At 69.5% G+C, this 20,917-nt stretch carries 21 protein-coding genes and 1 pseudogene; 17 read left to right on the plus strand and 5 right to left on the minus strand.

The annotated features are described in order from the left end of the window. The first annotated feature begins 65 nt into the window (after positions 1–65). Positions 66–260, plus strand: coding sequence for a hypothetical protein (locus H8B08_RS03350; RefSeq protein WP_187448797.1), 195 nt, complete (start codon positions 66–68; stop codon positions 258–260). Here the strand turns inward: H8B08_RS03350 and trpE are convergent. Further along, positions 257–1,750, minus strand: coding sequence for an anthranilate synthase component I (gene trpE, locus H8B08_RS03355; protein WP_187448798.1), 1,494 nt, complete (start codon positions 1,748–1,750; stop codon positions 257–259). The two genes, H8B08_RS03350 and trpE, sit on opposite strands and share 4 nt — an antisense overlap. Beyond that, entirely contained in the window at positions 1,747–3,654 is a 1,908-nt protein-coding gene (locus H8B08_RS03360) for a peptidylprolyl isomerase (RefSeq protein WP_187448799.1), read from the minus strand. Before H8B08_RS03360 ends, trpE begins: the two co-directional genes overlap by 4 nt. A gap of 135 nt (positions 3,655–3,789) precedes the next feature. On the opposite strand from H8B08_RS03360, the gene tpiA reads away from it, so the two are divergent. The 13 genes from tpiA to lpdA all read left to right on the plus strand — a co-directional run bounded on the left by tpiA (position 3,790) and on the right by lpdA (position 16,081). Continuing rightward, positions 3,790–4,542 carry a triose-phosphate isomerase gene (tpiA, locus tag H8B08_RS03365; RefSeq protein WP_187448800.1) on the plus strand — a complete coding sequence of 251 codons (753 nt, stop codon included), beginning with the start codon at positions 3,790–3,792 and terminating at the stop codon, positions 4,540–4,542. 89 nt (positions 4,543–4,631) lie between these two features. Continuing rightward, positions 4,632–5,078 carry a preprotein translocase subunit SecG gene (gene secG / locus H8B08_RS03370; protein WP_187448801.1) on the plus strand — a complete coding sequence of 149 codons (447 nt, stop codon included), beginning with the start codon at positions 4,632–4,634 and terminating at the stop codon, positions 5,076–5,078. Between the two features lie 92 nt (positions 5,079–5,170). After that, complete coding sequence (locus H8B08_RS03375; protein ID WP_187448802.1) at positions 5,171–6,820, plus strand: CTP synthase; 1,650 nt, start codon at positions 5,171–5,173, stop codon at positions 6,818–6,820. Then, positions 6,820–7,338 carry a GNAT family N-acetyltransferase gene (locus H8B08_RS03380; protein ID WP_187448803.1) on the plus strand — a complete coding sequence of 173 codons (519 nt, stop codon included), beginning with the start codon at positions 6,820–6,822 and terminating at the stop codon, positions 7,336–7,338. The genes H8B08_RS03375 and H8B08_RS03380 overlap by 1 nt, the downstream gene beginning before the upstream one ends. A 46-nt stretch (positions 7,339–7,384) precedes the next feature. Beyond that, positions 7,385–7,804: an MAPEG family protein gene (locus tag H8B08_RS03385; protein ID WP_187448804.1), complete on the plus strand. Its 420-nt coding sequence runs from the start codon at positions 7,385–7,387 to the stop codon at positions 7,802–7,804. A 317-nt stretch (positions 7,805–8,121) separates the two neighbouring features. Beyond that, entirely contained in the window at positions 8,122–8,304 is a 183-nt protein-coding gene (rpmF, locus tag H8B08_RS03390; RefSeq protein ID WP_163260539.1) for a 50S ribosomal protein L32, read from the plus strand. Positions 8,305–8,446: 142 nt separating this feature from the next. Then, complete coding sequence (locus tag H8B08_RS03395) at positions 8,447–8,845, plus strand: nuclear transport factor 2 family protein (RefSeq protein WP_187448805.1); 399 nt, start codon at positions 8,447–8,449, stop codon at positions 8,843–8,845. A gap of 115 nt (positions 8,846–8,960) precedes the next feature. After that, positions 8,961–10,238 (plus strand): phosphopyruvate hydratase, encoded by a 1,278-nt coding sequence (gene eno / locus H8B08_RS03400; protein ID WP_187448806.1) that lies wholly within the window; start codon positions 8,961–8,963, stop codon positions 10,236–10,238. Positions 10,239–10,439: 201 nt separating this feature from the next. Further along, on the plus strand, positions 10,440–10,754 hold the full coding sequence (locus H8B08_RS03405) for a septum formation initiator family protein (protein WP_187448807.1): 315 nt from the start codon (positions 10,440–10,442) through the stop codon (positions 10,752–10,754). 68 nt (positions 10,755–10,822) lie between these two features. Beyond that, complete coding sequence (gene pdhA, locus H8B08_RS03410; RefSeq protein ID WP_187448808.1) at positions 10,823–11,830, plus strand: pyruvate dehydrogenase (acetyl-transferring) E1 component subunit alpha; 1,008 nt, start codon at positions 10,823–10,825, stop codon at positions 11,828–11,830. Positions 11,831–11,833: 3 nt separating this feature from the next. Beyond that, on the plus strand, positions 11,834–13,204 hold the full coding sequence (locus H8B08_RS03415) for a pyruvate dehydrogenase complex E1 component subunit beta (RefSeq protein ID WP_187448809.1): 1,371 nt from the start codon (positions 11,834–11,836) through the stop codon (positions 13,202–13,204). Between the two features lie 12 nt (positions 13,205–13,216). After that, positions 13,217–14,497 carry a pyruvate dehydrogenase complex dihydrolipoamide acetyltransferase gene (locus H8B08_RS03420; RefSeq protein WP_187448810.1) on the plus strand — a complete coding sequence of 427 codons (1,281 nt, stop codon included), beginning with the start codon at positions 13,217–13,219 and terminating at the stop codon, positions 14,495–14,497. Positions 14,498–14,674: 177 nt separating this feature from the next. Continuing rightward, positions 14,675–16,081 carry a dihydrolipoyl dehydrogenase gene (gene lpdA / locus H8B08_RS03425; protein WP_187448811.1) on the plus strand — a complete coding sequence of 469 codons (1,407 nt, stop codon included), beginning with the start codon at positions 14,675–14,677 and terminating at the stop codon, positions 16,079–16,081. Positions 16,082–16,094: 13 nt separating this feature from the next. Here lpdA and H8B08_RS19505 read toward each other — a convergent pair. Then, positions 16,095–16,179, minus strand: a pseudogene (locus H8B08_RS19505) (hypothetical protein); the annotation flags it as partial. A 79-nt stretch (positions 16,180–16,258) separates the two neighbouring features. Here H8B08_RS19505 and wrbA point away from each other — a divergent pair. The 3 genes from wrbA (at position 16,259) to H8B08_RS03440 (ending at position 18,854) form a co-directional block, all read left to right on the plus strand. Next, the gene (wrbA, locus tag H8B08_RS03430; protein WP_187448812.1) at positions 16,259–16,858 is read left to right on the plus strand and encodes an NAD(P)H:quinone oxidoreductase; all 600 of its coding nucleotides are present in this window, start codon (positions 16,259–16,261) and stop codon (positions 16,856–16,858) included. Positions 16,859–16,924: 66 nt separating this feature from the next. After that, positions 16,925–17,683: a 4,5-DOPA dioxygenase extradiol gene (gene ygiD / locus H8B08_RS03435; protein WP_187448813.1), complete on the plus strand. Its 759-nt coding sequence runs from the start codon at positions 16,925–16,927 to the stop codon at positions 17,681–17,683. 43 nt (positions 17,684–17,726) lie between these two features. Next, positions 17,727–18,854, plus strand: coding sequence for a YihY/virulence factor BrkB family protein (locus tag H8B08_RS03440; RefSeq protein WP_187448814.1), 1,128 nt, complete (start codon positions 17,727–17,729; stop codon positions 18,852–18,854). On the opposite strand, the gene H8B08_RS03445 is transcribed toward H8B08_RS03440, so the two are convergent. Further along, positions 18,851–19,249 (minus strand): DoxX family protein, encoded by a 399-nt coding sequence (locus tag H8B08_RS03445; RefSeq protein ID WP_187448815.1) that lies wholly within the window; start codon positions 19,247–19,249, stop codon positions 18,851–18,853. The genes H8B08_RS03440 and H8B08_RS03445 overlap by 4 nt on opposite strands. A gap of 31 nt (positions 19,250–19,280) precedes the next feature. Next, positions 19,281–20,840 (minus strand): AMP-binding protein, encoded by a 1,560-nt coding sequence (locus tag H8B08_RS03450; protein ID WP_187448816.1) that lies wholly within the window; start codon positions 20,838–20,840, stop codon positions 19,281–19,283. Between the last annotated feature and the right edge of the window lie 77 nt (positions 20,841–20,917).

Here is a 20,917-nt window from a genome sequence, read left to right on the forward strand (position 1 = left end):
GCCCCGTTCAGATTTCATTAACCGAGGCCGGACGTGATGGCCGTGTCCTCATGGTCGCGCCCCAGATGTCCGAGTCGTCCGCCCTTGAAGCCGCCCGTGCGAAGCTGGCGCGGCCGGTCCGCGTGCGCTGGAGCCTGAAGGCCGCCCTGGCCGCCTCGACCCTGGCGGCCGCCTCGGCCCTGCTGCTCGCCGCGGCGGTGATCCTCGGACCCGGGGTCCACGTCGTCCGCTCGGACGACGCGACCGTGTTCGCCCGCTAACCGAAACGCCAACACTCTTCGGCCGCGCGCTTGAGGGCGCGCGACTTGTGCAGGGTCTCTTCGTACTCGGCCGTGGGATTGCTGTCGGCGACCACGCCGGCGCCGGCCTGGACGTACATTCGGCCGTCCTTGAACAGGGCGGTGCGCAGCACGATGCAGGCGTCGACCGCGCCGCCGGCCGAGATGTAGCCGGCCCCGCCGCCGTAGGTGACGCCGCGCTTGAGGCCTTCGAGTTCGTCGATGATCTCCATCGCCCGCACCTTGGGCGCGCCCGACAGGGTGCCGGCGGGCAGGGCGGCCAGCAGGGCGTCGACCGGATCGATCTGCGGGGCTGCATCGCCCTCGACGTTGGAGACGATGTGCATGACGTGGCTGTAGCGCTCGATCGCGAAGCTCTCGGTCACGCGCACCGTGCCGGGCTTGGAGACCCGGCCCACGTCGTTGCGCCCCAGGTCCAGCAGCATCAGGTGCTCGGCCCGCTCCTTGGGATCGGCCAGCAGTTCCTGCTCCAGCGCCAGGTCCTGTTCGGGCGTGGCCCCGCGCGGGCGGGTGCCGGCGATCGGGCGGATGGTGACCTTGCCGTCGCGCAGGCGCACCAGGATCTCGGGGCTCGAGCCCGACAGCTGGAAGCCGCCGAAGTCCAGGTGGAACAGGAAGGGCGACGGGTTCATGCGCCGCAGCGAGCGGTAGAAGGCGAACGGGTCGTGTTCGAAGCTGGCCTCGAACCGCTGGCTCAGCACCACCTGGAAGATGTCGCCGGCGGCGATGTAGTCCTTCGATTTCAGGACCTTGGCCTCGAACTCCTGCGGCGTCATCGAGGAGCCGAAGGCCGGCTCTTCGGTCGGCTGCGTGCGCGGGCCGGAAGGCGCGAGCGGACGGCGCAGGTCGTCCTCCACCGCGCCCAGGCGGGCGCGCGCGGCGGCGTAGGCTTCCTCGGCGGACAGCTCGGAGCTGCGGACCGGGGTCGCCAGCACGATCTCCTGGGCGATGGCGTCGAACACCGCCACCACCGAGGGGCGGGCCAGCACCGCGTCGGGCAGGTCCAGCGGATCGGGCCCGGCTTCGCCCAGCGGTTCGCTCAGCCGCACCATGTCGTAGCCGAACACCCCGAACAGGCCGGCCGCCATCGGCGGCAGGCCGGCGGGCAGGTCGATCCGCGAGGCGTCGACCAGGGCGCGCAGAGATTGGAGGGCGGGGGCCGCCTCGGGCGTGAAGCGCCCGGCGTCGACATCGCCGCCGCGGGCGGTCTCGGCCCGGTCGCCGAAGCAGCGCCACACCAGGTCGGGTTTGAGCGCGATGATCGAATAGCGGCCGCGCCAGGCGCCGCCTTCGACGGACTCGAACAGGAAGGCGTAGGGGCGGGCGTGACCGAGCTTCAGATAAGCGGAGACCGGCGTCTCCAGGTCGTCCACCACGCGGCGGTGGACGACCTGGGGCTCGCCGTTCCGATAAGCCCGCTCGAACGCGTCGAACGCGGGTTCGAGGGTCATTTCTTCGACTTGTCGGCCGGGGTCGCGGGTTCAGGCTCGACGCCCAGGGCGGCGGCGGCGCGATCCGGCCAGGTCTTGGTTTTCATCGCCTTGCGCGCGGCCGCGCGGGCTTCGCCGCCGACCTCGTCGAGGATCTGCATGGTGACCTGCGGACGACGGTCTTCGGCCACGCGAGCGGCCATCGGGCCGGCGGGGGCGTGGACCGCGTCGACCTTGCCGACCACGAAGGCCAGGCGCTCGCCGCGGGCGGTGAAGGTTTCACCGGTCTTCTGGGTGAACAGCTTGCCGGTCAGGTCGCGGCCGACGCCTTCGGCGCCGTCGCGGCCGACGTTGTCGACGGTGCGGACGTTGGCGCCGATCGACTTGGCGGCGGCTTCCAGGGGTTCACCCTTGCGGACCTTCTCGGCCAGCTGGTCAGCCTTTTCCTGCATGCGACGCACGGTTTCGCGCATGGTCCAGGCGTTGGTCAGTTGCGGACGCACTTCGTCCAGCTTCGGCAGAGCCGAGGGGATCACCTTGTCGACTTTCACGGCGTAGTACTCGCCGTTGCCGGCTTCCTCGACGTCGCTCTCGCCGCCTTGCGACAGGCCCCAGGCGGTTTCCAGCAGGGCCGGCGGCGCGGCGAGGCGCTGGCCGTTCGGCAGCTGGCCTTCTTTGGTCAGCGGGGGCAGGGAGACGACGCGCGCGCCGGAGACCTTGGCCGCTTCGGCCAGGCTGGCGCCGCCCTCGCGGGCCTGCTCGTACTTCTGCACCTGGTCGTACACGGCGCCGGTCGCGGCTTCCTTGCGCAGCTCGGCTTCGAGCTGCGGACGAGCCTGTTCGAAGGTCACCGCCTGACCCGGCGAAACGTCCAGCAGCTTGACGACGGCCAGGCCCAGTTCGCCGCGCACCGGCTGCGACACCTGGCCCGGCTGCAGGGAGAAGGCCGCGTCGGCCACCATGCGGTCGGCCACGGCCGACTTCGGCTTGTTCTGGTAGGGGACGATCTGGGCGCCGTTGGCCTTGGCGACGGCGGCGGGGTCCTGGCCGGCCTGCAGGGCGGCGGCGATCTTCTGGGCGGCGGCCGGGTCCTTGGCGGTGAGCTGCACGAAGCTGCGGCGCTCGGCCTGGGACAGGGAGTCCTTGCGGAACTCGAAGCGCTTGCGCAGCTCCGCCTCGTCGATCTTCACCGAGCCTTCGGCGGCGTTCGCGGTGAACAGGGCCACCGTCACCTGGCGGAATTCGGGGCGGGTCAGCTGCGCCGCGTTTTCCTTCATGAACTGCAGGAGTTGGGCGTCGGTCGGCGGCGCCACGCGCTCGATCGCGTTCGGCCCGACTTCGAAATAGCTGACGTCGCGCGTCTCCAGGCCGAAGCCGGCCTGCAGGGCCCCGTAAATGCGCGGGGCGCGCAGGCCCGCCACCATGCCGGTGGCGAAGTGGTTCTGGGCGATCTCGTCGCGCAGGCCCTGCTCGAAGGTGCCTTCGGTCAGGCCTTCGCGGGCCAGGGCCTGGGTGTACTGCTTCTTGCTGAACTTGCCGCTGATCGGGTCGAAGAAGGCCGGGATCTCGCGAATCTGCGCGACCAGCAGGTCCTTGCCGGGCACGATGCGGACCTTCTGCAGGAACGCCGACAGCGACTCCTGCGAGGCCACTTCGTCCAGGAAGCGCAGGTGGGCGCGCGCCTTCACGATTTCGTCCATCGTGATGCGGCGGCCGGACTGCTGCTCGATCTGACCCTTGTAGTTCTCGAACATGCGCTTGAATTCGGCCGGCGACACCTGGCGCGATCCGGCCTGGATCACGGAGTTCGAGATCTGCCCGCGGAAGATGTCGTTGATGCCCCAGACGCCGAAGGCGACGATGAGCAGGCCGATCAGGCCGGCGGCAACGGGCGACTTCGCGAATTTGCGGAACGCGGTGAGCATGAGACGGACCTTTTTCCCGGGACCCTTGCGCGCACGAACCGAGGGCGCCCCTGAAGCCGTATAGTGGAGCCGTGCGAGGTCCCGCAAGCGAGGCGCGCTTGGCGAGCCCGCTCGGCTCGCCTAAAGAGCGCCGCCATGACCAATTCGCCCCGTCCCCTGATCGCCGGAAACTGGAAAATGAACGGCCTCGGCGCCTCGCTCGCGGAAGCGACGGCGCTGGCCCAAGCCCTCGCGGCCGAACCGGCCGCCGCGCGCGTGGCCCTGTGCCCGCCCGCCACCCTGATCGAGCGCATGAGCCGCCAGCTGGCCGGTTCGGCGGTCGAGATCGGCGGGCAGGACTGCCGGGCGGAGGCGTCCGGCGCCTTCACCGGCGACGTCTCGGCCGAAATGCTGGCCGACGCCGGCGCCCGGCTGGTGATTCTGGGACACTCGGAGCGCCGCGCCGGCTACGGCGAGACCGACGCCCTGGTCTCGGCCAAGGTCGAGGCCGCCCTGCGCGCCGGGCTGGAGCCGATCGTCTGCGTCGGCGAGACCCTGGCGGAACGCGAAGCCGGCCAGGCCGTCGCGGTGGTGGCCGCCCAGGTCGCCGGCTCCCTGCCCACCGCCGTGGCGGGCAAGCCCTTCTCGGTCGCCTACGAGCCGGTCTGGTGCATCGGCTCGGGCTGCATCCCCACCATCGAGCAGATCGAAGAGGTGCACGTCGCCGTCCGCGCCGCCCTGGTGGCTCGTCTGGGCGAGGCGGGGAAGGGCGCCGCGATCCTCTATGGCGGCTCGGTGAAGCCGGCGAACGCGGCCGACATCATGAAGGTCCGCGAAGTGGGCGGCGCCCTGGTCGGCGGCGCCTCGCTGAAGGCGGCGGATTTCCTCCCGATCGTCCGCGCCGTCTAAGAGCGTTTTGTCCCTATGGCGCCCGTTCCGGCTTGGTGCTAGACGGGCCGCTTGATCCGCGCCTCCGGGCGCCCAAATCCCTGTGCGCCATGCTCGTTGTCCTTCTGGTCATTCAGATCCTCATCGCGGTCGCCCTGATCGCCGCGGTCCTCGTGCAGAAGTCCGAGGGCGGTGCGCTCGGCATGGGCGGCGGCGGGGGCGGTCTGATGACCGCGCGCGGCGCCAGCAACCTGCTGACCCGCACCACCGCGATCCTGGCCACGCTGTTCTTCGTGAACTGCATCGCCCTGACGGTCGTGGGCAACTTCGCCCGCGGCGGCTCGTCGGTGGTCGATTCCGCCGCGGTCGGTTCGATCGATCTGAACCGCCTGAAGACCGCGCCGGCTCCGGCCGCCGCGCAACAACCGGCCGCCCCGAACGGCCAGGCCGCGCCGTCTCTGAACGAACTGGCCGCTCCGCTGCCGGAAGTGCGTCAGCCCGGCGCCGCTCCGGCTCCGGCCGAGGCTCCGGCTTCGACCCCGCCCGCTAAGCAATGATCTGATCGCGGCCGTCCTCGGACGGCCGCGCGTCGATCCGTCACGAATCATCTTCACGCCCCCGGCCCGAATCGGGGGTAAGATGGACCCCCATGGCCCGCTACGTATTCATCACCGGCGGCGTGGTTTCCTCTTTGGGAAAAGGCCTCGCTTCCGCCGCTCTCGGCGCGTTGCTGCAAGCACGCGGCTACAAGGTCCGGCTTCGTAAGCTGGACCCGTATCTCAACGTCGACCCCGGCACGATGTCGCCGTACCAGCACGGCGAGGTCTTCGTGACCGACGACGGCGCTGAGACCGACCTCGACCTCGGCCACTACGAGCGCTTCACCGGCGTCTCGGCCGCCAAGTCGGACAACATCACCACCGGCCGCATCTACCAGACCATTCTGGAGAAGGAGCGGCGGGGCGATTATCTGGGCGCCACCGTCCAGGTGATCCCGCACGTCACCGACGAGATCAAACGCTTCTGCCTGTCCCCGGCCAAGGCCGAGGACGGTACGGACGTCGATTTCGTGCTGGTCGAGATCGGCGGCACGGTCGGCGACATCGAGGGCCTGCCGTTCTTCGAGGCGATCCGCCAGGTCGGCAACGAGCTGCCGCGCGGCGACGCCGTCTTCATCCATCTGACCCTGCTGCCGTTCGTGAAGACGGCCGGGGAGATGAAGACCAAGCCGACCCAGCACTCGGTCAAGGAACTGCGCTCCATCGGCATCCAGCCGGATATCCTGCTGTGCCGCGCCGAGCACCCGATCCCGGCAGAAGAGCGCCGCAAGATCGGCCTGTTCTGCAACGTGCGTGAGAGCGCCGTCATCCAGGCCCTGGATTCGGCGGACATTTACGCCGTGCCGCTGGACTACCACCGCGAGGGCCTGGACCGTGAAGTCCTGGAATGCTTCGGCATCAAGGACGCGCCGGCCCCGGACCTGTCGCGCTGGGAAGAGGTGGCCAAGCGCCGCCTGCAGCCCGACGGCGAGGTCTCCATCGCCGTGGTCGGCAAGTACACGGTCCTCAAGGACGCCTACAAATCCCTGATCGAAGCCCTGCACCACGGCGGCATCGCCAACAACGTGCGGGTCAACATCGACTGGGTCGAGGCCGAGACCTTCGAGGGCGACCCGGCCGAGTGCGAGGCGCGCCTGCAGGGCGCCCACGCCGTTCTGGTGCCCGGCGGCTTTGGCGAGCGGGGCGCGGAGGGCAAGATCGAGGCGGCCCGCTTCGCCCGCGAGCGCAACATCCCGTACTTCGGCATCTGCTTCGGCATGCAGATGGCGGTGATCGAGGCGGCGCGGAACCAGGCGGGGCTGAAGGAAGCCTCGTCCACCGAGTTCGGCTGGACGCCGGAGCCGGTGGTCGGCCTGATGACCGAGTGGGTGCAGGGCAACGAGCGCGTCACCCGCAGCGAGGGCGGCGACCTGGGCGGCACCATGCGCCTGGGCGCCTATGACTCGACGCTGAGGCCGGGCTCGAAGATCGCCGAGATCTACGGTTCCAGCGCCATCAGCGAGCGTCACCGCCACCGCTACGAGGTGAACATCAACTACCGTGACCGCATCGAGGCCACGGGACTGAAGTTCGCCGGCCTGTCGCCCGACGGCGTGCTGCCGGAGACGGTGGAGCGCGAGGACCATCCGTGGTTCATCGGCGTGCAGTACCACCCGGAACTGAAGTCGCGGCCCTTCGCTCCGCACCCGCTGTTCGCCAGCTTCGTGGCGGCGGCGCTGGAGCAGAGCCGCCTGGTCTGATGGCCCTGGAGATCGTCACGGACCGGTTGAGGTTGCGCAGGGCGCGGCCGACCGATCTGGACGATCTCTTCGCCGTCCTCTCCCATCCCGCCGCCATGCGCTTCTGGTCGACGCCGCCGCACGCGGACCGCGACCAGACCCGCGCCTGGCTGCACGGCATGGTCACCGCCCCGCCGGACGCCAGCGACGACTTCGTCATCGAGCTGAAGGGCAGGGTGGTCGGCAAGGCCGGCTGCTACCGCCTGCCCGACGTGGGCTACATCCTGCACCCGGACGTCTGGGGCCTGGGCTACGCCACCGAGGCGCTGTCCGCCTTCATTCCGCACGTCTTCGCCGCCCACGCGCTCGACCGGCTGACCGCCGACGTCGACCCGCGCAACGGCGCGTCCCTGCGGCTCCTGGAAAAGCTGGGCTTCGTCGAGACCGGGCGCGCGGCGCGCACCTGGCTGGTCGGCGAAGAATGGTGCGACAGCGTCTATCTGGCGCTGCACCGGCCGGACATCGCTTGCCCAGCTTGACCGTTGTGATTTAGGACGCTCCCGAAGCGTAACGGGAGTATCTCAAATGGCCCTGTCTCTGATCTGGCCGGCGGCGGCCCTCGTCGGCCTGACCTGCGTGGTGTGGTTCGTCCTCTACGCGCGCCGGATCCCCTACATGCAGCGCAACCGGATCGCCCCGGACCGCGTGGCCAGCCGCGCGCAGGTGGTCGAGCTGCTGGGGCCCGTGCAGGCGCCGGCCAACAACTTCAACAACCTGCTCGAACTGCCGGTGCTGTTCTATTTCCTGGCCGTGGTCGCCACCCTCACGGGGCGCACCGGCGAGGTCATGACCGCCGCCGCCTGGGCCTTCGTGGCGCTGCGGGTCGTGCACAGCGTGATCCAGTGCACCTACAACAAGGTCATGCACCGCTTCCTGGTCTACTCGGCCGGGGCGCTGGTGCTGTGGGGCATGTGGGCGGGCTGGGCGATCAGCATGTTCCGCTGATAGCGGTCAGCCCCTGCGACTCAGAGGGGCGAGTCGCAGGGGCTGAACGCCCGGCACGGTCCTTCGAGGGCGCGTGCTCTTGCTGGGAAGAGCAGCTTCGGGCCAGGCCGCCGTTTGCGCGCGCGGCTTGCGCCGGAAGGGGTGTTTGGCGCGACGAAGCGCGATACGGCGCGCAGGCGGCCCCGGCGCTTGCAGTTCCACGGCGGTTCATGCATAAGCCCGCGTTCACGGCGGCGCCCTTCGGGACGCCGCCAAAAGTTTTGCGTTCGCGGGCGCATCCGCCCCGGGGACGCGCCGAAGCCTGAAGAGAGTCGGACATGGCCGTTCCTAAGCGGAAAACCTCGCCCTCGCGGCGCAACATGCGTCGGTCGCACCACGCCCTCGGCGCCAACTCCTACGTCGAAGACAAGGACACCGGCGAGCTGAAGCGTCCGCACCACATCGATCTGAAGACCGGCATGTACCGCGGTCGCCAGGTCCTGACGCCGAAGGAAGACTAAGGCTTCGCGGGCCGGGAGGCCCGCTCGAGGTCGCTAGGTGATCAGCCCGCCGCGCACCCGCGCGGCGGGCTTTTCGCGTCCGGAACACGCCTTCGGACCCGCGGTTGAAACGCGCCCCCTGCGGGCGCGTGGAGAGACCGTCATGGACCAAGCCGACGTCGCCCTGGTGAAGAAGGCTTACGAGGCCTACGGCCGCGGAGACACCGAAGCCATCATCGCCTCGGTCGCCCCGGACGCGCACTGGGAGTTCGTGGGCCGTCGCGAGGAGCACAAACCTTTCGGCCCCCGCCGCGGCCCGGAGGGCGCGCGCGAGTTCTTCAAGGCGCTGACCGAGACCGAGGACTATTCCGAGTTCACGCCCAAGGAGTTCCACCTGTCGACCAGCGGCGACAAGCTGTTCGTGCTGGGCCACGCCGAAGGCAAGGTGAAGCCGAGCGGCCAGCCGTTCGCCGGCGATTGGATCCACGTCTTCGAGGTGAAGGACGGCAAGATTTCCAGCTGGCGCGGCTTCATGGACACCAGCCAGTTCGTCCGCCACTGACGGCGTAGCAAGCGTGGCCGCTAAGCCGCTCCCGGCGCCCCTCGACCCGGCGCCGGTTGCGGCCTGACGCCGCACCGGGCTAAAGCCTGCCGCGCTTATTCCACGGGAGCTCTCCATGACCGACATCGTCGACATCACCGCCCGCGAGATCCTCGACAGCCGCGGCAATCCGACGGTCGAGGTCGACGTGACCCTGGAGGACGGCTCGTTCGGCCGCGCCGCCGTGCCCTCGGGCGCCTCGACCGGCGCCCATGAGGCGGTGGAGAAGCGCGACGGCGATCCCGAGCGCTACGGCGGCAAGGGCGTCCAGCAGGCGGTGGACGCGGTCAACGGCGAGATCTTCGACGCCCTGTCCGGCTTCGACGCCGAGGACCAGCGCCGCCTGGATGAAGCGCTGATCCTGCTGGACGGCACGCCGAACAAGGCCCGGCTGGGCGCCAACGCCATCCTGGGCGTGTCTCTGGCCGCGGCCAAGGCGCAGGCGATCAGCTCCAACCTGCCGCTCTACCGCTATGTCGGCGGCGTCTCGGCCCGCATCCTGCCGACCCCGATGATGAACATCATCAACGGCGGCGCGCACGCCGACAATCCGATCGACATCCAGGAATTCATGATCATGCCGACCGGCGCTGAGAGCTTCTCCGACGCCCTGCGCATGGGCGCGGAGATCTTCCACGCGCTGAAGAAGGCCCTGAAGTCCGCCGGCCACAACACCAACGTCGGCGACGAGGGCGGCTTCGCCCCGAACCTGGCCTCGGCCGACGAGGCCCTGGCCTTCATCATGAAGGCCGGCGAGCAGGCCGGCTACAAGGCCGGCGAGGACTTCCAGCTGGCCCTGGACGTCGCCTCCACCGAGTTCTTCAAGGACGGCCGCTACGTGCTGTCGGGCGAGGGCAAGACCTTCGACCAGCAGGGCATGGTCGACTACCTGGCCGGCCTGTGCTCGCGCTTCCCGATCGTGTCGATCGAGGACGGCTGCGCCGAGGACGACTTCGAGGGCTGGCGCCTGCTGACCGAGACGCTGGGCGACCGCATCCAGCTGGTCGGCGACGACCTGTTCGTCACCAACCCGGCCCGTCTGGCCGCCGGCATCGGCGAGGGGCTGGCCAACTCCATCCTGGTCAAGGTCAACCAGATCGGCACCCTGTCCGAGACCCTGGACGCCGTCGATATGGCCCACCGCGCCGGCTACACCTCGGTGATGAGCCATCGCTCGGGCGAGACCGAGGACGCCACCATCGCCGACCTGGCGGTGGCCACCAACTGCGGTCAGATCAAGACCGGCTCGCTGGCCCGCTCGGACCGCACGGCCAAGTACAACCAGCTGCTGCGCATCGAAGAAATGCTGGGCGACCAGGCGGTCTACGCCGGCGACAGCATGCTGCGCATCTGAGGCTCGCGGGGAGGGCGGTTCGCCGCTCTCCCTGCCGACCTTTCTCGGCCGCAGCGGCCTTGAGAATCAGCGCCCTGGCCGCGTATCACTGCGGCTTCAGCCCAGCCGTTCGGACATCGTCTCAACGATAACGAATCGTTAGGCATTTTAGATTCAACCTGCCCGAATCGTTCTCGCCTTACCGCTCAGAAGGGGCGTCAGGTGCTCGCTCGCGTACGCCCATATCTGCCGACGGCGTTCTTCGCCTTCATGATCGTCTACTTCGCGTTCCACGCGTTGACGGGCGACAAGGGGCTGCTGACCGAGAAGTCCCGCGAGACCACCCTGGCCGCCCGCCAGGCCGAGCTGAGCCGCCTGCAGGCCGAGCGTCGCGACCTCGAGGCGCGCGTGCGCCTGCTGCGCGACGACCACCTGTCGCGAGACCTGCTGGAGGAGCGCGCGCGCGCGCTTCTGGGCTTCGCGGATCCGCGTGACTACGTAATCCGCGTTCACAAACGGCAACAGGCGCGGTCCTGACTTCGCATCCCCTTAGGGTGCGTGCTAAAGCCGCGCCCCAACCCGCGTTCCTTTAGGGAGGAGACCGGATGGCGCGTGCGCCCAAGGCTGCGGAGCAATCCGCGGGCCGTCCGAATATCGACCGTGACGAACTGCTGAAGTTCTATCGCGAAATGCTGCTTATCCGCCGCTTCGAAGAGCGGGCCGGCCAGCTCTATGGCATGGGCCTGATCGGCGGCTTCTGCCACCTGTACATCGGCCAGGAGGCCGTGGCGGTCGGCATGCAGGAAGTCGCCAAGAAAGGCGACCAGATCATCACCGGCTACCGCGACCACGGCCACATGCTGGCCGCGGGCATGGATCCCAAGGAAGTCATGGCCGAACTGACCGGCCGGGCCGGCGGCTCGTCCAAGGGCAAGGGCGGCTCCATGCACATGTTCTCGATCGAGGCCGGCTTCTTCGGCGGCCACGGGATCGTGGGCGGCCAGGTGGCGCTGGGCACCGGTCTGGCCTTCGCCGACTGGTACCGCGCCAACGGCAACGTCAGCTTCACCTACTTCGGCGACGGCGCGGCCAACCAGGGCCAGGTCTACGAGAGCTTCAACATGGCCCAGCTGTGGAAGCTGCCGGTCGTGTACGTGATCGAGAACAACCACTACGCCATGGGCACCTCGATCGAGCGCGCCTCGGCCACCACTGAGCTCTACATGCGCGGCGCCTCGTTCGGCATTCCGGGCGAGCAGGTCGACGGCATGGACGTCTACGCCGTGAAGGACGCCGGCGCCCGCGCTGCGGAGCACGCGCGTTCGGGCCAGGGCCCGTTCATCCTCGAGATGAAGACCTACCGCTATCGCGGCCACTCCATGTCGGATCCGGCCAAGTACCGGACCAAGGAAGAGGTCGACGAGGTCAAGAAGACCAAGGACCCGATCGACCTGGTCAAGACGCTGATCGCTCAGGCCGGGATCGACGACGCCCAGGTCAAGAAGATCGACGACGAGGTCAAGGCGATCGTGCTCGAGGCTGTCGAGTTCGCTCAGACCAGCCCGGAGCCGGATCCGTCCGAGCTCTACACCGAAGTGTACGTGGAGGCTTAAGGGATGACCGACATCCTCATGCCGGCCCTCTCCCCCACGATGGAGGAAGGCGCCCTGGCGAAGTGGCATGTGAAGCCGGGCGACACCATCAGCGCCGGCCAGGTCATCGCCGAGATCGAGACCGACAAGGCGACCATGGAAGTGGAAGCCGTCGACGAGGGCGAAGTGGCCGAGATCCTGGTGCCGGAAGGCACGCAGGGCGTGAAGGTCAACACGCCGATCGCCCGCCTGAAGGGCGGCGAGGGCGCTGCGCCCAAGGCGCCGGCGGCTCAGCCGGCCCAGGCCTCGGGCGAGCCTGAAAAGCAGGCCCCTGAGGCGGCTCCGTCCGCGGCGGCGGTTCCGGCGAAGCCAGCCGTCGAGCTGAAGGATCCGGAGATCCCGGCCGGCGCCAAGCTGGTCAAGACCACCGTCCGCGACGCCCTGCGCGACGCTATGGCGGAAGAGATGCGCCGCGACGGCGACGTGTTCCTGATGGGCGAGGAGGTCGCGCAGTACCAGGGGGCCTACAAAGTCTCCCGCGAGCTGCTGCAGGAGTTCGGCGACAAGCGCGTGATCGACACCCCGATCACCGAATACGGCTTCGCCGGCGTCGGCGTGGGCGCGGCCATGGCCGGCCTGAAGCCGATCGTCGAGTTCATGACGTTCAACTTCGCCATGCAGGCGATCGACCACATCATCAACTCGGCGGCCAAGACACTGTACATGTCGGGCGGCCAGATCCGCTCGTCGATCGTGTTCCGCGGCCCGAACGGCGCGGCCGCCCGCGTGGGCGCCCAACACAGCCAGGACTACTCCTCCTGGTACGCCCACGTGCCGGGCCTGAAGGTGGTGGCGCCCTATGACGCCGCCGACGCCAAGGGCCTGCTGAAGGCCGCCATCCGCGATCCGAACCCGGTCGTCTTCCTCGAACACGAGATGATGTACGGCATCGAGTTCGACGTGCCGGAGGTCGAGGACTGGATCGTGCCGATCGGCAAGGCCAAGGTCCGCCGCGAAGGCACGGACGTCACCATCACCGCCCACTCGCGGATGGTCGGCCTGGCCCTGAAGGCCGCCGAGGCGCTGGCCGCCGAAGGCATCTCGGCCGAGGTGATCGACCTGCGCACCCTGCGTCCGCTGGACACCGACACCATCGTCGCCAGCGTGAAGAAGACCAACCGCCTGGTCACCGTCGAGGAAGGCTGGGGCCCGCACGGCGTCGGCGCCGAGGTGGCCATGCGCGTGGTCGAGCAGGCGTTCGACTATCTCGACGCCCAGCCCGTGCGCGTGCACGGCGAGGACGTCCCGATGCCCTACGCCGCCAACCTCGAGGCCCTCACCCTGCCGACGGTCGACAAGGTCGTCGCGGCGGTGAAGGCCGTCACCTACCGGTAAGGAGCGCAGGCCATGACGGACATCCTGATGCCCGCCCTGTCTCCGACCATGGAGGAGGGCGCGCTCGCCAAGTGGCACGTGAAGCCGGGCGACACCATCGAGGCCGGCCAGGTCATCGCCGAGATCGAGACCGACAAGGCGACCATGGAGGTCGAGGCGGTCGACGAGGGCGTGGTCGAGGAGATCCTGGTGCCGGAAGGCACGCAGGGCGTGAAGGTGAACACCCCGATCGCGCGGCTGAAAGGCGAGGGGGCTCCGGCCGCCAAGCCGGCCCCCCAAGGCGCCTCGGCGGCTCCGGCCGCCACGCCGAAGGCCGAAGCTCCGAAGGCCGAAGCCCCGAAGCCGGCCGCCGCGCCGGCCCCGGCGGCTCCGGCCGCCAAGGCCGACGGCCAGCGGGTGTTCGCTTCGCCGCTGGCGCGTCGACTGGCCCAGCAGGCCGGTCTGGATCTGAAGGCGGTGCAGGGCTCCGGCCCGCGCGGGCGCATCGTCAAGCGCGACGTCGAGGCCGCCGGCTCCGGCAAGGCCCCGGCCGCCGCCAAGGGCGCGCCCGCCGCGGCCGAGCCGCGTCAGGTGCTGTCGCTGGAGCAGATGGGCATCAAGCCGGGCTCCTACGACCTGATCCCGCTGGACGGCATGCGTCGCACGGTGGCCAAGCGGCTGACCGAGAGCTTCCGCGACGTGCCGCACTTCCCGCTGACGATCGACGTCGAGATCGATCGCCTGCTGGAGGCCCGCGGGCGCATCAACGCCATGCTGGAGAAGCAGGGCGTGAAGGTCTCGGTGAACGACATCGTCATCAAGGCCGCGGCGCATGCGCTGAAGGCGGTGCCGGAAGCCAACGCCAGCTACACGCCCGACGGCATCGCCATGCACCACAACGCCGACATCTCGATGGCGGTGGCGATCGAGGGCGGCCTGATCACGCCGATCATCTTCAAGGCCGAAACCAAGTCCCTGTCGCAGATCGCGAAGGAGACGAAGGATCTGGCCGAGCGGGCCCGCTCGCGGAAGCTGAAGCCGGAAGAGTTCCAGGGCGGCACCTTCTCGGTGTCCAACCTGGGCATGTTCGGCATCAAGCACTTCGCCTCGATCATCAACGAGCCGCAGGGCTGCATCATGTCGGTCGGCGCCGGCGAGCAGCGTCCGGTCGTGAAGAACGGCCAGCTGGCCGTGGCCACGGTGATGAGCGTGACCCTGACCTGCGACCACCGCGTGGTCGACGGCGCGGTCGGCGCGCGCTTCCTGCAGGTCTTCAAGGCCCTGCTGGACGATCCGGTGACCATGCTGGCGTGAACCGAGCCCCGTTCCCACCTTCGTCACCCTCGGGCTCGTCCCGAGGGCCCAGGGCGAAGGTGGGCCGGACGCTCTGTGATGTGAGTGCACGGGTGCGGCCGCGCGTCTGAGGGCGTACGGCGGGCCCCTGGGCCCTCGGGACGAGCCCGAGGGCGACGACTTTTGGAGTTGTGGCGGATGGCCCAAGACTTCGACCTGATCGTGATCGGTTCCGGCCCGGGCGGCTACGTCGCGGCCATCCGCGCCTCGCAGCTGGGGCTGAAGACCGCCATCGTCGAGCGCGAGAACCTGGGCGGCATCTGCCTGAACTGGGGCTGCATCCCCACCAAGGCGCTGCTGAAGTCCGGCGAGGTGTTCGAGAAGCTCAGCCACCTCGGCGACTACGGCGTCTCGGCCGAGAAGCCGTCCTTCGACTTCAAGGCCATCGTCGAGCGCTCGCGCAAGGTCGCCAAGCAGCTGAACAGCGGCGTCGGCTTCCTGATGAAGAAGCACAAGATCGAGGTGATCGAGGGTACGGCGAAGCTGGAGAAGGGCGCGCCCGCCCCGAAGGTCGTCGTGGACCTGAAGGCGGGCGGCAGCCGCACCGTCCAGGCCAAGAGCGTCATCCTGGCCGTCGGCGCCCGCGCCCGGCATATCCCGGCCATCGGCCTCGAGGGCGACGGCGAGCGCGTGTGGACCTACCGCGACGCCATGAACGCGCCGTTCTTCCCGAAGTCGCTGGTGGTCATCGGGTCCGGCGCCATCGGCATCGAATTCGCCAGCTTCTACCGCGCCCTGGGCGCTGAAGTTACGGTGGTGGAAGCGCTGGACCGCATCCTCCCCGTCGAGGACGCCGAGGTGTCCGCCGCCGCCCAGAAGGCGTTCGAGAAGCGCGGGCTGAAGTTCCGCGTGGCCGCCAAGGTCACCAAGCTCGACAAGTCGAAGTCGGGCGTGACGCTGAGCCTGGAAGCCGGCGGCAAGGCCGAGCAGCTGCAGGCCGAGGCCGCCATCGTCGCGGTCGGCATCACCGCCAACCTCGAGAACATCGGCGTCGAGGCCCTGGGCCTGGACCTCGACCGCGGCCACGTGAAGACCGGCAAGCACGGCGAGACCAACGTGCCCGGCCTCTACGCCATCGGCGACTGCGCCGGTCCGCCGTGGCTGGCGCACAAGGCCAGCCACGAGGGCGTCCACGTCGTCGAGCACATCGCCGGCCAGAAGGACGCCGGGATCAACGCCCCGATCCCGGGCTGCACCTACTCGCAGCCGCAGGTCGCCTCGGTGGGCCTGACCGAAGCCGCCGCCAAGGCGGAAGGGCGCGAAGTGAAGGTCGGCCGCTTCCCGTTCCGCGTGAACGGCAAGGCCATCGCCTCGGGCGAGACTGAGGGCTTCGTGAAGACCGTGTTCGACGCCAGGACCGGGGCCCTGATCGGGGCCCACATGATCGGCGCCGAGGTCACCGAGATGATCCAGGGCTTCGCCGTCGCCATGACCCTGGAGACCACCGAGGAAGACCTGATGAACACCGTCTTCCCGCACCCGACCATGTCGGAAGCCATGCACGAGGCGGTGCTCGACGCCTACGGTCGCGTCCTGCACATCTGACCCGGCGGCGGGGCCGCCCTCGTCCTTCGACAAGCTCAGGATGAGGGCTACGGGCCTGCTGTGAAATCCTCACCCTGAGCCTGTCGAAGGACGAGGATTTCACCGCACCATTGTCGAACCGGAACCCCTTCCGCGCCCCTGCCGTTGCGTCTCGTTCGTGAGGTGCAGGAGGCGCGGATGGCCAAGGTGCTGGTGCTCTACTACTCGAGCTGGGGACACGTGGAGCAGATGGCGCGCGCGGCCGAGCGCGGCGCGCGCGAGGCCGGCGCCGAGGTGACCGTCAAGCGCGTGCCCGAGCTGGTCCCGCCCGAAGTGGCGCGGAAGGCCGGCTACAAGCTCGACCAGGAAGCTCCGATCGCCGATCCGCTGGAACTGGCCGACTACGACGCGGTGATCTTCGGGGCGCCGACCCGCTACGGCGTCATGTGCGCGCAGATGCGCAACTTCATCGACCAGACCGGGCCGCTGTGGGCCAAGGGCGCGACCATCGGCAAGGTCGGCAGCGCCTTCACCTCCACCGCCACCCAGCACGGCGGGCAGGAGACCACGCTGATGTCCTGCTACGTCACCCTGCTGCACTTGGGGTTCGTCATCGTCGGCCTGCCGTACAGCTGGGTGGGGCAGAGCCGTCACGACGAGATGACCGGCGGCACCCCCTACGGCGCGACCACCATCTCCAAGTCCGACGGCTCGCGTCAGCCCAGCGAGAACGAACTGGAGGGCGCCCGCTTCCAGGGCCGCCACGTGGCGGAAATCGCGGCGAAAATGTTCGGCTGACCTTCGGCGCCTGTAACGGCTACAGTTCGCCCCTACATAGGGGGGATGAGCACTCCCTCGACCCCTATGCCGGCTGTCTTCTTCGGCCACGGCAGCCCCATGAACGCGCTGGGCGGGCCGCACGCCGACGGCTGGCGCCAGCTCGGCGCCGACCTGCCGAAGCCCAAGGCCGTGCTGATGGTCTCGGCCCACTGGGAGACCGAGGGGACGGCCGTCACCGCCGACGAAAACCCTCGTACAATCCACGACTTCTACGGCTTCCCTCAGGCGCTGTTCGACGTGCGCTATCCCGCGCCCGGTTCGGCGGAACTGGTCGGCCGGGTGGGCGAGCTGGTCGGGCCGGGCCTGCGCTGGGCCACCGACTGGGGGCTGGACCACGGAGCCTGGTCGGTGCTGGTCCACGCTTTCCCGAAGGCCGACATTCCGGTCGTGCAGCTGTCGCTGGACCGGCGGCTGGACGCGGCCGGCCACTACGCGCTGGCGCGCAAGCTGCGGCCGCTGCGCGACGAGGGCGTGCTGATCGCCGGCAGCGGCGACTTCGTGCACAACCTGCGGACCTGGCGGCGCGAGCCGGGCGCGGCGGCCTACGACTGGGCCACGCGCTTCAACGACGCGGTCAAGGCGGCGCTCGAAAGCGGCGACCACGACACCCTGGTGAACTGGATCCGCCTGGGCGAGGACGCCCAGGCGTCGGTGCCGACGCCCGAGCACTTCCTGCCGCTGCTCTACGTCGCCGCCCAGCAGGATCCGGGCGAGCCCGTGAGCTTCTTCAACGACGTGATCGAGGGCGGCTCGATCAGCATGACCGGCGTGAAGGTCGGCTGACCCCTACGGACGAACCCGGGCGGCGCTGACGCGTTGCCGCCGGATGGGTCGTCCGTCCTTCCCGCCGTCCGCGCCCGTGCGCCTGCTCGATGTCGCGGCCGCCGCCGCCCTGACCCTGGTCGCCGACCGGCTCTGGCTGCGCTGGCGCGAGGGCGGCCGGCGCGCCCCGGCCCGATCCACGGGGCCGGGCGTGGACGCGCCCGGGCGCAGGGCCCGAAAGCCGACCGCCATCCCCCCCGGCGGCTGGAAGGACGTCCTGTGGCGGACCTTCCAGGAAATCCGCGAGGACGAGATCATCGCCGTCGCCGGCGGCGCGGCCTACGCCGCCGTCCTCGGCGTCTTCCCGGCCATGGCCGCTTTCGTGGCGCTGTACGGCCTGTTCTTCGACGTCGCGGACGTGCGCGCCCAGCTTGGCGTGCTGGCCGGCGTCATTCCGGCCGACGTCCTGGCCCTGATCGGCGAGCAGATGGTGCGCATCGCCACCCGAGGCCACGGCAGCCTGGGACTGGCCTTCGCGGGCGGTCTGCTGCTGTCGCTGTGGAGCGCCAGCGCCGGGGTGAGGGCGATGATCCGCGGCCTCAACATCGCCTATGACGAGACCGAAACCCGCGGCTTCGTGCGGGTCACCCTGCTGAGCCTGGGCTTCACGCTCGCGGCGGTGATCTTCCTCATCGTCGCGTCCGCGGCGGTGGTGGTCCTGCCGCTGGTCCTGTCCGTCCTGGGACTGCAGAACGCGCCGCTGGCCATGCTGCGCTGGCCGGTGCTGCTGGCCGTCGTCCTGCTCGGCCTGGCGGTGCTCTACCGCTACGGACCCGACCGGGCCCACGCGCGCTGGCGCTGGGTGACCCCGGGCAGCCTGGCGGCGACGGCGCTGTGGGTGCTGGGTTCGATGGCCCTGTCCTGGTATCTCGCCCACGTGGTCGACTACCGCACGACCTACGGCCCGCTGGGGGCCATGTTCGGCCTGCTGACCTGGCTGTGGCTGTCGGTGCTGTTCGTGCTGGCCGGGGCCGAGCTGAACGCCGAGGTCGAACGGCAGACCGCGGTCGACTCCACCACCGGCCCGCCCCAGCCTCTGGGCGCGCGTGGCGCGGTGGCGGCCGACACCCTGGGCCGACGTGCGCCCTCGCGCCTCAAAGCCTGGCTGAGGAAGCCGCCCGACGCACCCTAGCGGCGTCGACGCGTCATCCGGTGGTCGAGGGCCCACGCGCCCGGGCCAGCGACGACGATGTACAGGAAGACGAAGCAGAACAGGATGGCCGCGTCGCCGCCGTTGTTGGCGGGGAAGGGGCCCTGCTGTGCGTGGACCATCCAGTAGGCCACCGCCATCTCGCCCGACAGCAGGAAGGCCACCGGCCGGGTGAACAGGCCCAGCAGCAGTAACAGGCCGCCGAAAAACTCCAGCAGACCCGCCCAGCCGGGCAGAACCGCCAGGTTGAAGCCCACGAAGTGCTCCCCGGGGGGGAAGTTGAACAGCTTCTGCGCGCCGTGCTCGACAAAGAGAAGGGCGGCGACGATCCGCAGGACGGCCAGGGCGCGCGGCGCCCACACCTCGAGGTCACGCATGTTCCACTCCCGCGCTCAGGCGGGGCGTGCGTTACGCCGCCTCCGCCTCCAGCTCGACCATCTGCTGGATGGCCACGTAGTCGGTCTTGCCGGTGCCCAGCACCGGCACCTCAGACACCTTCAGGATCTTCTTCGGCACCGCCAGCTCGGGCGCGCCGTGGCGGCGGGCCCAGGCGGTCAGCGAGGCGACCTCGGCGTCGGTCCGGTCGGTGACCAGCACCAGCCGCTCGCCCTTCTTCTTGTCGGGGATGGAAACGACCGCGTGGCGACCGTCCGGCCAGACCGCCTCGGCGATGCCCTCGACCGCGGTCAGGGAGACCATCTCGCCGCCGATCTTGGCGAAGCGCTTCACCCGGCCCAGGATGCGCACGACGCCCTCCCGGTCGATCTCGACCACGTCGCCGGTGTCGTACCAGCCGTCGGCCGGCTCATCGATGCCCTTGGAGCCGTCGCAGTGCAGGTAGCCGGCCATGACGTTGGCGCCGCGCACGTGCAGCACGCCGCCGTGCGGAATGCCCTCGACCGGCTCGACCCGGGTCTCGATGCCCGGCAGCAGCTTGCCGACGGTGCCGCGGCGGTTGTCGTTCGGCTGGTTGACCGCGATCACCGGCGAGGCCTCGGTCGCGCCGTAGCCTTCCAGCACCGGCAGGCCGTTGAAGTCGCGGGCGAAGAGCTCGTGGGTTTCGTCGCGCACCTTCTCGGCCCCGCAGACGACGAACTGCAGGCTGGCGAAGTCCTCCGGCGTACCGGCGCGCGCGTACTGGTTCACGAAGGTGTCGGTGGCCAGCAGGATCGAGGCCTTGGCCTCGCGCATCAGCTGCGGGATCTGCTTGGTGTGCAGCGGCGAGGGATACTCGAACGCCTTCATGCCGGTCAGCAGCGGCAGCAGCACGCCGCCGGTCAGGCCCAGGCAGTGGAAGGTCGGCAGCGGGTTGAACATCACCCAGTGCGGGTCGAGGTCGATGTGCGCCTCGATCTGGCGCACGTTCGAGACCAGGTTGGCCTGCGACAGCACCACGCCCTTGGGCATGCCGAAGCTGCCCGAGGTGAACAGGATGACGCCCGGATCTTTGGCGGAGGTCGGCGTGCGGAACAGCTTGGGGAAGAAGCCGGCGGCCAGGCCGAACAGCTTGTCCTTCAGCTTGATCGAGCTGCGGATGTCGTCCAGCCAGACGATCTCGGCCACCGACTTCAGGTCGGCGATGAGGTCGTCCAGCTTGGCGGTCTCGACGAAACGCTTGGCGGTCAGAACGCGCGTCACGCCGGCGGCGGCCAGCGCGGCCTTCAGGTTGCGCGACCCGGCCGTGAAGTTGAGCATGACCGGCACGCGCCCGAAGGCGTGCAGGCCGAAATAGGTGACCACCACGCCCATGCTGGACGGCAGCAGCACGCCCACGTGCTCCTGCGGGGCGGTCATGTCGGCGATCTTGCGGCCCAGCACGAAGGCGGCGCGGATCAGGCCGGTATAGGTCAGAGGTTTGCGGTCCTGGTCTTCCAGGATTTCCTTGTGTCCGCCGAACCGGGCGCGTGCGTCGAGCAACGCGTCGAAAACCGGTCGTTCCCCTTCCCGCGCATCAAAAGCACGCGGCATGGAGCGCTGCCTCCTCGAAGACTCTCGTTCTTCTACTCTTATGAACGCGAAGCTAACCGTGCCCGTTGCCGTTGAAA

Source organism: Caulobacter sp. 17J80-11 (assembly GCF_014349105.1).
Classification (GTDB): Bacteria; Pseudomonadota; Alphaproteobacteria; order Caulobacterales; family Caulobacteraceae; genus 17J80-11.

Excerpts from the sequence above, each read along its gene's own strand:
- H8B08_RS03350 (WP_187448797.1), top strand. The coding sequence starts at position 66 with ATGTCCGAGTCGTCCGCCCTTGAAGCCGCCCGTGCGAAGCTGGCGCGG.
- trpE (WP_187448798.1), bottom strand. The coding sequence starts at position 1,750 with ATGACCCTCGAACCCGCGTTCGACGCGTTCGAGCGGGCTTATCGGAAC.
- H8B08_RS03360 (WP_187448799.1), bottom strand. The coding sequence starts at position 3,654 with ATGCTCACCGCGTTCCGCAAATTCGCGAAGTCGCCCGTTGCCGCCGGC.
- tpiA (WP_187448800.1), top strand. The coding sequence starts at position 3,790 with ATGACCAATTCGCCCCGTCCCCTGATCGCCGGAAACTGGAAAATGAAC.
- secG (WP_187448801.1), top strand. The coding sequence starts at position 4,632 with ATGCTCGTTGTCCTTCTGGTCATTCAGATCCTCATCGCGGTCGCCCTG.
- H8B08_RS03375 (WP_187448802.1), top strand. The coding sequence starts at position 5,171 with ATGGCCCGCTACGTATTCATCACCGGCGGCGTGGTTTCCTCTTTGGGA.
- H8B08_RS03380 (WP_187448803.1), top strand. The coding sequence starts at position 6,820 with ATGGCCCTGGAGATCGTCACGGACCGGTTGAGGTTGCGCAGGGCGCGG.
- H8B08_RS03385 (WP_187448804.1), top strand. The coding sequence starts at position 7,385 with ATGGCCCTGTCTCTGATCTGGCCGGCGGCGGCCCTCGTCGGCCTGACC.
- rpmF (WP_163260539.1), top strand. The coding sequence starts at position 8,122 with ATGGCCGTTCCTAAGCGGAAAACCTCGCCCTCGCGGCGCAACATGCGT.
- H8B08_RS03395 (WP_187448805.1), top strand. The coding sequence starts at position 8,447 with ATGGACCAAGCCGACGTCGCCCTGGTGAAGAAGGCTTACGAGGCCTAC.
- eno (WP_187448806.1), top strand. The coding sequence starts at position 8,961 with ATGACCGACATCGTCGACATCACCGCCCGCGAGATCCTCGACAGCCGC.
- pdhA (WP_187448808.1), top strand. The coding sequence starts at position 10,823 with ATGGCGCGTGCGCCCAAGGCTGCGGAGCAATCCGCGGGCCGTCCGAAT.
- H8B08_RS03415 (WP_187448809.1), top strand. The coding sequence starts at position 11,834 with ATGACCGACATCCTCATGCCGGCCCTCTCCCCCACGATGGAGGAAGGC.
- H8B08_RS03420 (WP_187448810.1), top strand. The coding sequence starts at position 13,217 with ATGACGGACATCCTGATGCCCGCCCTGTCTCCGACCATGGAGGAGGGC.
- lpdA (WP_187448811.1), top strand. The coding sequence starts at position 14,675 with ATGGCCCAAGACTTCGACCTGATCGTGATCGGTTCCGGCCCGGGCGGC.
- wrbA (WP_187448812.1), top strand. The coding sequence starts at position 16,259 with ATGGCCAAGGTGCTGGTGCTCTACTACTCGAGCTGGGGACACGTGGAG.
- ygiD (WP_187448813.1), top strand. The coding sequence starts at position 16,925 with ATGCCGGCTGTCTTCTTCGGCCACGGCAGCCCCATGAACGCGCTGGGC.
- H8B08_RS03440 (WP_187448814.1), top strand. The coding sequence starts at position 17,727 with ATGGGTCGTCCGTCCTTCCCGCCGTCCGCGCCCGTGCGCCTGCTCGAT.
- H8B08_RS03445 (WP_187448815.1), bottom strand. The coding sequence starts at position 19,249 with ATGCGTGACCTCGAGGTGTGGGCGCCGCGCGCCCTGGCCGTCCTGCGG.
- H8B08_RS03450 (WP_187448816.1), bottom strand. The coding sequence starts at position 20,840 with ATGCCGCGTGCTTTTGATGCGCGGGAAGGGGAACGACCGGTTTTCGAC.